The organism is Nostoc sp. (assembly GCF_036919495.1).
Taxonomy (GTDB): domain Bacteria; phylum Cyanobacteriota; class Cyanobacteriia; order Cyanobacteriales; family Nostocaceae; genus Nostoc.
On sequence record NZ_JBALBZ010000025.1, the window covers coordinates 1 to 13890 of the forward strand.

The following is a 13890-nucleotide window of genomic DNA, read 5'->3' on the forward strand; positions in this document are numbered from 1 at the left end:
AATTATCCTATCGCTGCGGAAGTAATCAGAATTTTCGTGCAATATTACGTTGCCAAAATTGTTAAGCAATATTTCGCCAACAGTGTCAGCGAAGCTGTCACCAGGGGCAAGATAGGCTGAAAATACTGCTATGAATGACTTTCAGACTATAAGCTTCTCAGATATCCTAACACTAGTATTTTTAGACACATTTACCCCCTCTCTATTGGCAACCTAACATTGAGATCCAAACGAAAAGTACTTAAGTTCAATTATAAAAACTCTTTGTTCTCGTAAAGAATACGCGAACAAGTTTTTGTTGATTTCACCTCTCATTTCTCTTAACCGAGCAGTATTGGGTTTCGCCGACGCGAAGGCATACTTGGCGGTTCGTTTAATATTCTGTGCATCTTCATACAGAATTGGTATAACCATCTTGATGTTTCGTTATAAGATTTGAAATGGTTTTCATTAATACGAAACTGTTAAAAATCTTGCATTGACAATTTTTTGGAGTTCAAAAAGTTCACATCACCGAGTCAAAAATTTGTTGTGCGGTTAGATTGAACTCACAAAAAGTAGGAGACACTATAAGGTTTGTTCCTCTAAAAGGTGTCATTTGATATTCACCATCAATAAGTTCACAGACAAAAATAGTCGGAATTTTGGGGCTACCAATAAATACACGTCCACCCAAACCTGCATAATCTACAATCCAATATTCAGGTATACCCATAGCTTCATAGTCACGAAGCTTATCGTAATAATCATCCTGCCAGTTGGTTGACACTACTTCAACTATTAGTTTGACCGAACTAGCATTATGGATAACTGATTCCTTCTTCCAGCGTGTTTCGGTATCAATAGTTTCTTGATTTAAAACAATAATATCCGGTTCGTACCCTGATTTTTCTCGGTATGGTTTAATAATGGATTCTTTTGGTATAGTCCAGATACCGCGCTTACCTATCTCTCTAATTGTGATCAGTAATTCTTCAATCAAAAAACCAGCCAAATCAGAATGCTCCCCTTTAGGCTTTGGCATCTCCACAATCACCCCATCATGTAATTCGTAACGTATTTCTGAGTTTTCTGGATACCATTCGATAAATTCATCGAAGGTCAGTAGCTTTAGTTCCGATTGTGTTTGACTCATAAAAGTTACTGGATTTATTTTTACTGTTCATTTATCCTTTTTATTATGCTAACGAAGCGATGATGCTCCCTTTGAAGGCTGAGTCCTCGTGTAAACCCTGTAACCCATAGCCTACAACGATCTCAGCCCCAGCGATCGCCGTTTCTACGTCAATTGAAACAAGTTTATTTAATTTTGAGAGATTAATCAAAGATTAATGAGATATGAGGATTGGCCTGCAAAAACGTAGGAAACTACTATAGCGGTTCTCGAATGGAAGCAATACAGTTTGACCTCACTTCCATTCCTCTCTCCTAAAAGGCTACGGTGTACACACAAGTCGAATTACCCCCCTTAATCCCCCCGATATATTGGGGGGAAACCGGAAATCTAGTTCAATCCCCTTTATAAGGGGAGGGTTAGGGTGGGGTAAAACCTTGGGTTTTTCAGCTATTTCAGACTTGTGTGTACACCGTAGCCTAAAAGGAGAGAGGCTTTGAATCTTACTCCCCTTCCCTTATAAGGAAGGGGCTGGGTGTTAGGTCTGTATTGCACTCAACAGAGAAGCGCTATATTTAGCAACTAGATACTACGATAAATCTATCGGAATAGTGTATGATAATTTTAGTTATACTCCCAGCATTGGAATCTTGCTAGCAGAGTATCGGCAAAATTCCGAAGGAAATAGGCGAGTGTGAACACCTCCCGATAGATCAAACTCTGGAGAATCCTAATGGGCTACAAACATATAGAAGTTAAACAGGTAGCTGGTTTCATCGGTGCAGAAATCGGCGGCGTAGACCTTTCCCGCTCTCTTTCTGAGGATCAAGTCCAAGAAATTCGCAAAGCGCTATTGAAGTGGAAAGTCTTGTTCTTCCGTGGCCAGAACATCGATCATGCTGCACAGGTCGAGTTCACATCTCGTTTTGGCGAAGTGACTTTCGCCCATCCCTTGGGAGAGCCTGAACCAGTTCCGGGATTCCCCCAGATCAAACCCGTAGACCGTAAGCTTTATGAGCAGCAGTATGGTTTTCGCACTGGCGGCCCTTGGCACACAGATGTAACGGCAGCGATTAACCCACCAGCAGCGTCAATTTTACGCGCAGTTAATGTCCCTAGTTTCGGTGGCGACACCCAGTGGAGTAATCTCGTTGCCGCTTATGAGGGACTCTCAGCACCCCTGCGATCGCTAGCTGATACATTAAAAGCGGAACATCGCTTCAATGGAGGCGGTTATCAACCCCGCAACAACAAATTCGACGATCGCATTGCTATCAATCCCCTGATTTCTATTCACCCAGTCGTCAGAGTTCATCCTGAGACTGGTGAGCGTGCCTTGTTCGTAAACCCTGGCTTCGTCTCCCGCATTGTTGATGTGTCACCAGAAGAGAGCAGACTGTTGCTAGAGTTGTTCTTTAACCAAGTCACCAAACCTGCCTACACCACCCGTTTCCGTTGGAACAACGGTGATATCGCCTTCTGGGACAACCGCGCCACCGTACATTTGGCTCCTCAAGATTTGGATCATTTGGATGTCGAACGTCTCCTCTATCGCACCACCATCACAGGCGATGTTCCAGTAGGGGTTGATGGTTCCCGTTCAGAAGTGGTTCAAGGTGAAGCTTTCAGCGCTGAAGTACCAAGCGTTTTCAAGCAGAAAGCTGAGTCTAAGGAAGCACAACCAGTCCTTTCGTAAAGCTGAGTCATGAGTGCTGAGTAAATTAAAAAGTACTCAGTACTGACGAACGCAGACATGAACCCCTTGTAAAGCAACGAGGGTGATTTTGCATGACTGTGTATAGCCCTAAATCTAAATCTAAGGAGATCCAATTATGACACTCACGGCAAGCCGGATTGAGATTACACCCACCGAAGCGGCTTTTGGTGCAGTGATTACCAGATTCGATGTTAATTCTGTGGAACCAGAGGTGATTCTGCAACTCAAACAGGCATGGCGCGTAGACGCGAAGCGGCTTGTCGTAGACATCGCCATCTTCTCATCTTCAAAAACCAAATATTAACTGACGATCAGTTGTTAGCCTTTGCCAATTACTTTGGCGATATTCTTCAACAACCTGCTTATATCCGCAAAGGAGAAACAGAAGAATACCTGCCGCCCCTAGTTCTCACTCTTGCAAATGCTGCTCCTGAAGAAAGTTCAGTCAATATTCGACCGAACTATCATCTCGACGAAAGTACGATATGCAACCTATTAATAAGCAAGTGCTGCGAGATCAACAGCAGGTTGCCGATCTTTTGTACCAATTAAAAATCGTGCCAAAACAAGTTGATGTCCGGGAAGCAACTCTGACTTTTGAGCAGTATGCGGCAATCAATTATACCGGATAGTATCAGAAATAAGGCATGATTTAGCGATCGCAAACTAGCTAAACGAAAATAAAGAGGCTGTGTCAGAAGATGCAAAACTGGGTGAAAAAGGTCAGTGGGAAAATTACCTGTTGACTCGATTAGCATTTGGTGGATACTCAAAATCCTATGGATTGACTCAAGAACAGATGCCACAACCGCGCAAGGAATTAAACAGCACTGGCAGCCAAAACCCATATAAATAGAGCTTTTAAATTTACGCTTGGCCGCACCTTTTAATTCCTGTGCTAACAACCACCAGAAGAGGTTGGTTTGGGAGTAGCCCAAGAAGCCCCCACCCAAGTCACATAAATTCGGATTCCATTCTCATTAGAGATTGCTTTCAGAATTCCCGCTAGTGCGCCAACCACCGCCGCTAGCCATCCAGTAATTCCCATCGCAGCCAGTACAGCTGATGCTCCCGCAGCACCACTGGCTATCCAATTGACTGCAGTTTTATTGAAACTGATTCGGACTCCCCACCAGTGGTAGCTTCTCCACCACTGCCAACCACAGCCGGCCGCTAGAAGATAATTGTCAGCATGAATGGCATGAATGTTATCGGACTCTGGAACGAGGACAGGCATTGTTTGAGATGGTTTTTCCACAGATTTAACCCTGTCTGGGGAGATTACTTTCACACTTCCCCGCCGTTCCTCTTCTGGTTCAGTAGTCAGTGGAATAAATAATCGGTTTGAACCGCGCCGCAATTTTACTTCCCCTGCCTGTAATCGACGCTGATAACCGTCGAGGAGTTGCTGCACGGTCTTTTCTTCATCTGCATTTAACTGGACAGCGGAGTTTCTAGTCAATTTTCCAGAAGATTGATCAAATAAGAATGCATCATTCAACTTTGTAAATGCTGCTTCGAGTTCCTCCGGTGCTATTTTTCTCGATTTAGACAGCGCGGTGGGATCATTCGGATTGGCTAACTTAATATCTCTCAAAAGGAGTTGAGTATTTTGAGGGAGGTGTAAAACCTTTGGATTAATAGGTTTGGGGGCAAGAGAGGGCTGCTGTGCTAGAGACTTTCTGCCCAAACCTCCGAATGCTGCTACGGCTGAACTCATGCTTGCCAACCAAATAAAGTGGCGACGACTACTACCATGAAAGCCTTTCATAATTCCCTCCATCCTGACATCAATAAGCTGGAATACAGAAATATCAAGTAGTTAGAGGCAATTAATTACACACAGTATTTCCTGATTGATGACAATAGGAAATGAGCAGAAAAAGAAGTTTGATAACTGCTCTTGCCGAATTCAAGGTAATTTGGATGTAATTAATTTTGTCTGATTACTTATTTTTTTCAGTATAAGGGCGTTGTTGCGTGAATAGGGAAAAATGGTAAATTTTACCCCCATTGGGCGGCTAGTTTGATCATGGATACGAAAGCCAAAGCTAACTAAAGAGTTCGCAACTGGAAAGAATATGATGTAGCTCTAAAGCAACGAGGCAGTATTACTTTCTGGGTAAGTGAGGAGGTGGTAGAGCAATGGCGCAATGAGAAGTGTCGCAATCGTAATTGGTGCGGTTGCTTCCTTGATTAAAACTCTAAAATATCAGTAGATTAGACCACAATTGGCACAATCCAAGCAACTCTTAACAAATAGGCAGCGTAGCGGAGTGTCTGCCGCTGCCTGCAATAAATTGCTTAACTACAATACCTTAGCCAAAATAAGAGGGTGAAGAGAGAGGGCTGATGTAGTAGAGTTATTGTCTTCCCAAACGACAACTCAAAAGCCACAATCAACCCATGCCCGATATTTTATCGGTGTCATTTAGTTTGACTGTAAGCTGTTACGTATATAACTTGCATTATCAGGGCGGGCAGGATGCCCACCCTACAATCATCTTGAAAAAATATTAGTGCAAATTAAAGGCGCAACAGCTTACCAGCGTCTATTCTCTCAAATAAAGCAATCAGAATTGGGAACTTAATCGTACTCGCGGCGGGAAATACTTTGTCGCCACTAATATCCAAATAGTTACCCGTTTCTAAATCCTCAAAAAACATCCCTGGCTTGAGGAAACTGTAGCGAGCCATCAATGCATTAATTTGAGATTTTAGTTGTAGTATTTCCTCACCTAAAGGAACTACCCCAGCAAACATAGAAGCTTTACGCTTCGTTGGCTCTCTCTAGGTCGATGGATTGTGCAGCTTGACGAAACGATGCTATCGACGTGAGGCGATTGGAGGGACAATCCCACAGAATGTATTTGAAGCAATCAGGAATATCTACCATTCGCAGCGTTTTTGCACTCCTAAGCAGGTGAATATTTTGATTGTGGCAAGCTTGGAGGTTGTAATTGGGGATTCTGTCGCAAAGATGATGAATGTTATGGTAGCCGATATCGGCGGAAAACCACTTTAAAACGGTGGGGAACTCCAGATAACTGCTGCCCTTAATTGCTGCTTCGAGATAGTCCCACCCTTCAGTTTTGTGGGCGTAAGAGCCATCAAAGTTGTGCTGAACAAAGAAGACGCAGATGAGGATTGCCGCAGCACAAGTTAGCGTGATTGAGTAAACGCTCACGAAAAAACCAAATCCAAGTAAATACCCCAGAAAAATCCAGGTGCTGACTACACAAATGTTATTGAACAACAGATGCCAAAATTCAGCCGCAGTGTACCAATTTCTAGACTTATGAGAGGAGATGATTCGAGATAAATCCATAAAAGGATCTTGCTGTAAGCAAGTCAGTAGATGAGTGATAAAATCATATGTTCCGGCAATCAGGGCGAGTCTTGGCTTAATCGCGACATAGAAAAAACCTCCCGGAAAGATCATGAATGGGTGCCTCAGTAATTCATAACGCCTTTGGGCAGATGGACTGAGGCGAGCAAACTCCTCAGTAGAGAGTAATGCACTAGGACCGCGATAACGTTGCCAATCACCGTTGGTTTTGTGGTGATAGGCATGTCCTCTTGACCACGGATATTGAGGGATCGCGTTGATCACCCCCAGAATAAAACCGATAATTTGATTAACCTTTTTTGAACGAAAGAGTGAATAGTGTCCGCAATCATGCATTAAAGAAAAACAACGCGCTGAAAACAGCGTCATCAAAACTATAGTAGGCGCAAGCAACCAAAAACAAATAGCAGCTGCTTTGTGTGCTAAAAACCATAAAACCACATAAGGCACAACCGTATTCAGAATTTGATAAGTTGCCCGCAAGTCGCTGCTGTTCATGTAAGGACTCAGGACAAAATCCGACTTTTTCACTGCGGTTTCCATTAAATAAAACTTTCTCCTAGCGGCTGAAGTTCTTTTTGGGGTAAGTTGAAATAACTGGTAGCATCAGCCAGATGCTTTATTAGTATGGATTGTGGTAAAGGTCTTTGCAAGTGATTCCAAGGTAATACAATATCCTCTGGTTCTTCACCGGGAATTCCTACCATTCCATAAAGTTTCAAGTTTGTTAATCCACCACCTTTAGCATTGATCCCTGCTTGGATAATTTCATCATTATGTAATTTTTTGTTGATAATTCTCCGTAAATTATCTGAACCGCTTTCTACGGCAATTGTGAGCGATCGCGAATCTCGTTTTAATTTTATAAAAATAACAGAGCAGAGTAAATCAGATATGTTGAGTTAAGTAGCTTTTAACACTCATGTTTGCTTATAGCACTATTGAATCCGACAAAAAATTCTTTGAGTCAAAGTTGGACTTCTAAAGCGTAGGCGTAGGCAGACGCTCTCTACGAGACGCTAAAAGCGAACGAATACTCGCACTAAGCGTACTCCGCAGGAGTTGCAAGCTACCGCGAACGCACAGTTGCGGAGCCTCTCTAAGAGTTGGCTTTACGCTACGCTATCACTTGGAACGAATAATCCTTATGCTTTTTTGACTCGGCAGGCAAAACATTTAAATGCCTGCTGTCCTGAAAGATTGTCATAATATTGTTTATCTATCAAGATATTAACTGACTCATAGTAGGGAGTTCCAAACTCTTCTGCCATTTTCTGCCTAGACCCGAACCAGTTAGGGACAAAAATAGTATCTTCTCGAATTCCTGACCAAATTAATGCAGTGCCAATGATTGAGCCTCTGGGACTTTCAACTACAATTTCATCACCATTTTTAATGCCTACTTTTTTCGCGGCTTCTGGATGAATTTGTACCAGGCGAACACCATTCATTTGCTTACCTGTATAAGTCCACTGGGTAATAGAGTGGAAATGAACTACGCTTGGTCTGCCAGTCATTCCCATTAGTGGGTACTCTTTATGTACCTCACCAGAAGTGATTTTTCCTAATTTAATGTTTTGAGTCAGGGCCTGTGGATTTACAGGATTTTTTACCAACTCAGATGTGTATTCAATGGTAGGATGCTTACCTGTTACCTCTGGATGGGTATAGAAGCTTGGTAGAGCAGAGTGTCCAGCCTCGGCTAGTCGGCTTTGCAATTGTGGAGTATAAATTTCTACCTTACCACTGGGGGTGAGAAATCGTTTACCAACATTCTTAGGATTAAGAGATGATGCGGCTTCATACCAAGATGCATGATCTAGGTAAAGTGTGCTGACACCGGGATGCTCTACTGTTGGGCAAGGCCAGCGCAGGGGTTCTGTTCTTTGAGATAGTCTCTGTTGGGTCATACCTCCCATTCCTGGAGTATTCGTTAGAAAAGTTGCCCACAGCTGACGATAGTCTTTCCAAGAATCAGGAAAGTTGTCCCTCCAGTATTCAGGCGGATTGCGTTTGTCTAATTTCGCTGTGGCGTGTGCTAAATCAATCCAGATATGCCAATCTGGTTTGGACTCACCTACCGGAGTAACCACTTGTTCTTGCCAACGGATTGCTCGATCATCCCGCCGCATATAAACGGTTTCCATTTCAAAACCACTGGTTACGGGCAAAATAATATCAGCATAGTACGCTGACTCTTCCATAAACAATCCAGTGTAAACATAAAATTCTAATTGGCGGTAAGCCTGTTGTACTTTAATTGTGTCTGAACAAGCCAACAGAGGATTCCCCTGAGTAACGATCGCTTTGAGTTGATAAGGTTCACCTGAAATGATCGATTCCGCAAAATAATCTGGTCCAACTGGTAGTGCAATATCTTTGTTAGGTGTTTTACCAATAATATCTGGCAAATTCAATTCCCCTGGCCAGGTATTGTGCATAAAATTGCAACCACCACCAGGAATACCAATATTGCCTGTTATTGCAGCTAGGAATGTCAAACAACGGTAAGTGTCAAAAGCCCCCAATTGATGAGAAATCCCAGCGTTGCAGAAAATAGCAGCAGGCTTAGTTTTGGCATAAGCCTCAGCTATCGACCTAATTTTTGATGCTGGAACATCCGTCACTTTGGCTGCCCACTCTGGTGTGTAGCTGAAGCTTTTTAGGTGATTTTTCAGTTCGTCAAAACCTAATACCCATCGTTTTACAAAGCCAGTATCGTATAAATTGTTAGTCACAATGTGATAGAGCATTGCCAAAACCAAAGCCAAGTCAGTGTGTGGTTTCGGTGCAATCCACTCATCAGCTTGCGCTCCTGTAGGAGTCAAGCGCGGGTCGATAACTACTAATTTGGCTTTGGTCTGAACACGACTTCTGAGAAGATAGGCAAAGGTTACAGGATGTGTTTCCGCTTGATTCGTACCTAAAAACAGAAAGAATTTGGCACTTCCCAAATCTTCTTTTTTAGTCGCATCATCGATTCCGTAACCGTTTGTAAAATTACCCAAGCCAAATGTCCATGCCAAAGCATTGCCACCTGCATCGTTGCATACAGGCCCAACATCGGTATTATTAGGACTGCCCAGCATACTGAAATAGCGTCTGACCAGAGAACCTGTTCCCCGTGGGAGTCTGCCAGAGGTTTTGTTCGCGATCGCTCTAGCTTCACCTGCATCCCTGAGTGCCAAAAACTTGCTAGCTATAATTGAAAGTGCTTCATCCCAAGAAATTGGCTCAAATTTAGAATTGCTGTCACCTTTGTTTCCACTAACCCGCTTCATTGGGCTTTTCAAGCGAAAACGATTGTAGACTAGCTGGGTCATCATTGGCCCCTTGATACAAAACCCACCAGCCTGTACTGGGTCATTTGCTTCACCTAACACATCTATGATGCGTCCGTCTTTGAGATGAACTTTCAATCGGCACAGAGAATTGCAGAATTGACAAGCACTATTTACAATCTTGTCTGGCTCTAGGGCAGCCGATTTCTGAATAAAATCAAATTCAGTACTTTGGAGAGGGATTGCCTGATCGTCTCCAATACTTGCAGCATCTGCCACTTCTTTTTTTAGTAACTCTGCTGCACTTAAAGCAGCTGTACTAATAGCCGCCCCTTGGAGAAAACCACTAAATTAAAAAAACAAGACGGTAAAGACATCATCGCTTATGGCGGTGCAACCTTTGTATCGGCTCTAATCAAACAAGGATTGATTGACGAGTTTCATTTATTCATTAATCCAATTGTAATTGGTGACGGAATGACAATTTTCAAAGAACTTGATAACAAACAATATCTGACATTAGTAAAATCTACATCATTTGACTGTGGAATTGTTGTTCTCAATTACGAGCCAAAACGTGAATAAATATGAGGTGAAGAGCATTAATAATGGCACTTACTATGGATAAACTGGGGATAAAATTAATTGTCCCCTATACAATTTACTTATAACAAAAACTGCTCAAGGTTTCGTCTAGGACAGTTTTATATTGCATGGTAGAAACCGGATTTACAACTGCACCCAATGGTGAATTGTCAAAGGTATTTGGTTCATCTTGGCTAGTCAATGTTTTGAGTAATGTCTACGCCAATTTTGGTTTTTGGCTGATAATAGTGCGATGACGAGGATCGCTAGCAATTGTAATTGCTTTCTCAAAGCCCACTTGTGACAACGCACTTTCAATATCAAAACTATAGTAATCGTCACTCCAAGGTTCTGTACTTTTCATTAAAGTAAAGAGGATAGGTGAAAGGTTTTGAATTACAGGAGATTTAGGATTGTTATCTACTAATGCAATACAACCACCTGGGCGCAGCAACCGTAATGCTTCTGTGAAAATTTCCTTGCTAGCATTATGCGGAAGTTCATGGGTGACAAACTGAAGAGTTACCAAGTCAAAAGAATTAGCAAGTAATCCTGTATTTTCTGCTGTAGCGTGTATCCATTTATATATCTCACCATTTCTATCTAAACTTTTGGCAACAGTGAGCATATAAGGGGATAAATCAAGACCAACAGTGCAGACAGACTGCTCTTGTTTTTTTTGATAGTAACGATGTAGCGTTAGAGTTGAAATGCCCACTGAACACCCTATATCTAGTATATCCCGCACTGGTTGAGGTACATAAGTTCCCAAAACATTGTGAAAACTTTCTCTGAGTCTTTCATGAGCAGATGACCAAGTTAGGTTTTCTTTAGGCCACACCCGCAATGCCATTGAATACGTAGCACTAGGAGCTTCAAAAGCTGCTTGCCAGCAAAGATTGCCTTCTTCGTAGGCATGAAATGGTACTTGATAGTAATCGGGGTAAACAATACCAGAATTGATTATTGTTGATAGCTGCTGTTTTATCCCCGATGCTTCTAGTTCTTCATAATTTTTTCTCCAGGGAATACCTTTCTTCTCAGCAGTTTTAATTAATACTTGCCTTGCTTGGTGCTTCATTAACTTATAAATAGGTCTGGTTTGAATCAGTAAGTTAACAAATTTTGAGAGCAATCCTGACCCCGCCCAATCCGGCTTAGTTTTTGTGTTCATTTTTGAGTTTAATAAGAAAGCATTCAACTTATATCAGTAGCAATATTCGTCCACGAATTTGATTGTTTTTACGGGTAGACGCAGCTCTACCCCCGGATTTGTCACCACATCTCGATTAAGCCTGCGCTTGTGCAGAGGGGAAAGGACTTGTACAAAAACTATCCCCTGCACCTAATCAAGCTTGTAAGAAATGCGGGTTATGACTCCAATATGCAACCAAATGATTTTACTATTGCTGGGATGAAGCTTGATAACAATAAAAGTTAACTTTTTTCTTGAAGAATCGTAAATGTACAATTTTACTGTTGTGCATCACCTAATTATATGGACACGATTAAATACGTTCTGACTGAAAACCAAATGCCAAAAGCTTGGTACAACATCCAAGCTGACTTGCCACAAGCCTTACCACCAGTTTTAAATCCTGGTACTGGTAAGCCAATTACACCAGATGAATTATTACCTTTGTTTCCATTGGCACTGATTGAGCAAGAAGTTAGCCAACAAAGATGGATTGAAATACCAGATGCAGTCCGCTCTATTTATTGCCAGTGGCGACCAACTCCTCTTTATCGTGCCCGTCGTTTAGAACAAGCTTTAGATACGCCTGCCAAAATTTACTACAAATATGAAGGTGTTAGCCCTTCTGGAAGCCACAAACCTAATACTGCGATCGCCCAAGCATACTACAATAAACAAGCTGGAGTCAAAAAGCTAACTACTGAAACGGGAGCCGGACAGTGGGGATCATCTCTAGCTTTTGCTGGTGCGCTATTCGGTTTAGAAGTCTTAGTTTATATGGTAAAGGTCAGCTATCAGCAAAAGCCTTACCGCCTAGCTCTAATGGAAACCTACGGCGCGAGAGTCGTTGCTAGCCCAAGTACTCAAACCCAAGCCGGACGTAAAATTCTTGCACAACATCCCAATAGTAATGGCAGTTTGGGGATTGCTATTAGTGAAGCTGTAGAAGTAGCTGCTGCTGATGAACAAACTAAGTATGCTTTAGGTAGTGTTCTCAATCATGTACTGCTACATCAAACCGTGATTGGTCAAGAAGCATTGACTCAATTAGAAATGGCAGGAGATTATCCTGATATTGTTATTGGCTGCACAGGTGGCGGTAGCAACTTTGCCGGAATTGCCTTCCCATTTCTCGGTGCTAAACTGCGAGGAGAACGAGATATACAAGTAATAGCTGTCGAACCTGCTGCTTGTCCATCATTGACTCGTGGAAAATATGCTTACGATTTTGGTGATACTGCCCACTTAACCCCACTTACCAAAATGCATACTTTAGGTAGTAGCTTTGTTCCCGAAGGAATTCATGCTGGAGGCTTGCGCTATCACGGTATGGCTCCCCTTGTTAGCCATATTGTGAATTTGGGATTAGTTGAATCGCGTGCTGAATCCCAACTCGCTTGCTTTGCTGCTGGATTAACTTTTGCCCGTGCAGAAGGGATTTTACCAGCACCAGAAGCTAATCATGCTGTCAAAGCAACAATTGACGAGGCTCTGCGTTGTAAAGAAGAAGATGTTACTAAAACTATCCTGTTTAATCTTTGCGGTCATGGACATTTTGATATGCAAGCTTATATCGATTATCAAGCTGGACGGCTTGTTGATACTGAATATAGTGCAGAAGAAGTGGCAATGGCCCTGGCAGGATTACCTGTAGTTGATTCGTGACCCAACAATTCGCTTTTTCTTAGTGACGCTCGAAACAACCATACAGTTGAACCAACAAGCTATCACTTGGTCTCAAGAGCGATTTCCAGATTCAACTGTCTACTATGTAGTTGCAGATTTGTTAGCAATTCCCTCATAATGGCATCAAGCTTTTAACTTTGTTTTTGAATGTCGTAATATTCAAGCTTTGCCGTTGAATGTGCGTTCTTGGGTTATTTCCTCAGTTGCTTCCCTTGTTGCTCCTGGTGGCACACTTTTGCTGATTACTCGTGTTCGAGATACAGAAGCTGAACCCTCTGGCCCACCTTGGCCATTATCAGACTCGGAACTCAAACAGGTTGAAAATTTGGGATTACAGCAAGTAGAAAAACTCCTGTTTTTAGAATCTGAGCTTGACGTTAAGCAAGTACGGATTGAATATCAAAGGCATAATTCTTTGACAGGTTCCTGATTTGAGATATGATGTCGAATTTTTCCCTCGTCCCTTCCGGGGGTGAATACAAAGTATCCTCCCGCCCAGAAACTTTCTCCGATGAAATTCACCACTCTCTACCATCTTTGATAGTGACCCCATCTGTGGAACCCTCTTCCAAATCCGAAGTTGATGCCAAAACTAGGATAGGGCGACCCATAGATGGCATAAGGGTTGTAGATGTAAGCAGGAGCAGGCGCTACAGTGTAATAACCATCTTCATTACAAACCTGAGTAGTATGTTGCACAATTGTTTTAGGTACAACTTCCTCTTGCCCAGCATAAGGTAGATTCAAATAACCATCCTGAAAACCACGAGCAAATTCACCTCCCACAGTCCGAGGTTTATAAGCAACTCTATTCCGAGCGCTTTGTTCTCCTTCTCGAAAACCATTTGCATAAGCATGGGGGTGGTCAGCCGCCGATTCTTTGATCACCCTATTCTCAGTAACAGGATGACAGTAAACAACCCTATCAGCTTTAGCGGCTTGGGGAAAAAGTAAAGATGTTGA

Annotated in this window: 15 protein-coding genes and 2 pseudogenes; 8 read left to right on the forward strand and 9 right to left on the reverse strand. The window is 42.4% G+C overall.

Annotated features, from left to right (window positions below; genetic code table 11):
• Positions 1-505: 505 nt before the first annotated feature.
• Both V7K25_RS02535 and V7K25_RS02540 read right to left on the reverse strand, forming a co-directional pair.
• On the reverse strand, positions 506-1135 hold the full coding sequence (locus V7K25_RS02535; RefSeq protein WP_335154772.1) for a Uma2 family endonuclease: 630 nt from the start codon (positions 1133-1135) through the stop codon (positions 506-508).
• Between the two features lie 43 nt (positions 1136-1178).
• Entirely contained in the window at positions 1179-1325 is a 147-nt protein-coding gene (locus tag V7K25_RS02540) for a hypothetical protein (RefSeq protein ID WP_335154774.1), read from the reverse strand.
• A 522-nt stretch (positions 1326-1847) separates the two neighbouring features.
• Between V7K25_RS02540 and V7K25_RS02545 the strand changes: the two genes are divergently transcribed.
• The 4 genes from V7K25_RS02545 (at position 1848) to V7K25_RS02560 (ending at position 3687) form a co-directional block, all read left to right on the forward strand.
• A complete protein-coding gene (locus V7K25_RS02545; RefSeq protein WP_335154776.1) occupies positions 1848-2810 on the forward strand; it encodes a TauD/TfdA dioxygenase family protein in 963 nt (320 codons plus the stop codon).
• Positions 2811-2946: 136 nt separating this feature from the next.
• Positions 2947-3135, forward strand: a complete 189-nt coding sequence (locus tag V7K25_RS02550) for a hypothetical protein (RefSeq protein ID WP_335154778.1) — start codon at positions 2947-2949, stop codon at positions 3133-3135.
• A gap of 181 nt (positions 3136-3316) precedes the next feature.
• Positions 3317-3463 (forward strand): hypothetical protein, encoded by a 147-nt coding sequence (locus V7K25_RS02555; protein ID WP_335154780.1) that lies wholly within the window; start codon positions 3317-3319, stop codon positions 3461-3463.
• 59 nt (positions 3464-3522) lie between these two features.
• Entirely contained in the window at positions 3523-3687 is a 165-nt protein-coding gene (locus V7K25_RS02560) for a hypothetical protein (protein ID WP_335154782.1), read from the forward strand.
• Positions 3688-3729: 42 nt separating this feature from the next.
• Here the strand turns inward: V7K25_RS02560 and V7K25_RS02565 are convergent, their stop codons facing one another.
• The 5 genes and pseudogenes from V7K25_RS02565 to V7K25_RS02585 form a co-directional block, all read right to left on the reverse strand.
• Positions 3730-4602 (reverse strand): hypothetical protein, encoded by an 873-nt coding sequence (locus V7K25_RS02565; RefSeq protein WP_335154784.1) that lies wholly within the window; start codon positions 4600-4602, stop codon positions 3730-3732.
• A 767-nt stretch (positions 4603-5369) separates the two neighbouring features.
• Positions 5370-5597: pseudogene (locus V7K25_RS02570) on the reverse strand (serine hydrolase); the annotation flags it as partial.
• A gap of 4 nt (positions 5598-5601) precedes the next feature.
• The gene (locus V7K25_RS02575; RefSeq protein WP_335154786.1) at positions 5602-6723 is read right to left on the reverse strand and encodes a fatty acid desaturase; all 1122 of its coding nucleotides are present in this window, start codon (positions 6721-6723) and stop codon (positions 5602-5604) included.
• Positions 6723-7037, reverse strand: a pseudogene (locus V7K25_RS02580) (hypothetical protein); the annotation flags it as partial. The gene V7K25_RS02575 and the pseudogene V7K25_RS02580, both read right to left, overlap by 1 nt.
• Before the next feature lie 288 nt (positions 7038-7325).
• Positions 7326-9740: a molybdopterin-containing oxidoreductase family protein gene (locus tag V7K25_RS02585; RefSeq protein WP_335154788.1), complete on the reverse strand. Its 2415-nt coding sequence runs from the start codon at positions 9738-9740 to the stop codon at positions 7326-7328.
• 54 nt (positions 9741-9794) lie between these two features.
• Here V7K25_RS02585 and V7K25_RS02590 point away from each other — a divergent pair, with 54 nt between their 5' ends.
• A complete protein-coding gene (locus V7K25_RS02590; protein WP_335154790.1) occupies positions 9795-10046 on the forward strand; it encodes a dihydrofolate reductase family protein in 252 nt (83 codons plus the stop codon).
• A gap of 217 nt (positions 10047-10263) precedes the next feature.
• Here V7K25_RS02590 and V7K25_RS02595 read toward each other — a convergent pair whose 3' ends face one another.
• Positions 10264-11220 carry a class I SAM-dependent methyltransferase gene (locus V7K25_RS02595; protein ID WP_335154792.1) on the reverse strand — a complete coding sequence of 319 codons (957 nt, stop codon included), beginning with the start codon at positions 11218-11220 and terminating at the stop codon, positions 10264-10266.
• 324 nt (positions 11221-11544) lie between these two features.
• On the opposite strand from V7K25_RS02595, the gene V7K25_RS02600 reads away from it, so the two are divergent.
• Genes V7K25_RS02600 through V7K25_RS02610 form a run of 3 tightly spaced genes read left to right on the forward strand, consistent with a single transcriptional unit; the run spans position 11545 to position 13357 of the window.
• Positions 11545-12906, forward strand: a complete 1362-nt coding sequence (locus V7K25_RS02600; protein ID WP_335154794.1) for a TrpB-like pyridoxal phosphate-dependent enzyme — start codon at positions 11545-11547, stop codon at positions 12904-12906.
• Positions 12896-13045 (forward strand): hypothetical protein, encoded by a 150-nt coding sequence (locus V7K25_RS02605; protein ID WP_335154796.1) that lies wholly within the window; start codon positions 12896-12898, stop codon positions 13043-13045. The genes V7K25_RS02600 and V7K25_RS02605 overlap by 11 nt, the downstream gene beginning before the upstream one ends.
• A gap of 60 nt (positions 13046-13105) precedes the next feature.
• Entirely contained in the window at positions 13106-13357 is a 252-nt protein-coding gene (locus tag V7K25_RS02610) for a hypothetical protein (protein WP_442948052.1), read from the forward strand.
• A 98-nt stretch (positions 13358-13455) separates the two neighbouring features.
• Here the strand turns inward: V7K25_RS02610 and V7K25_RS02620 are convergent.
• Positions 13456-13890: hypothetical protein (locus tag V7K25_RS02620; RefSeq protein WP_335154798.1), on the reverse strand; the 435-nt coding region annotated here is incomplete at its 5' end.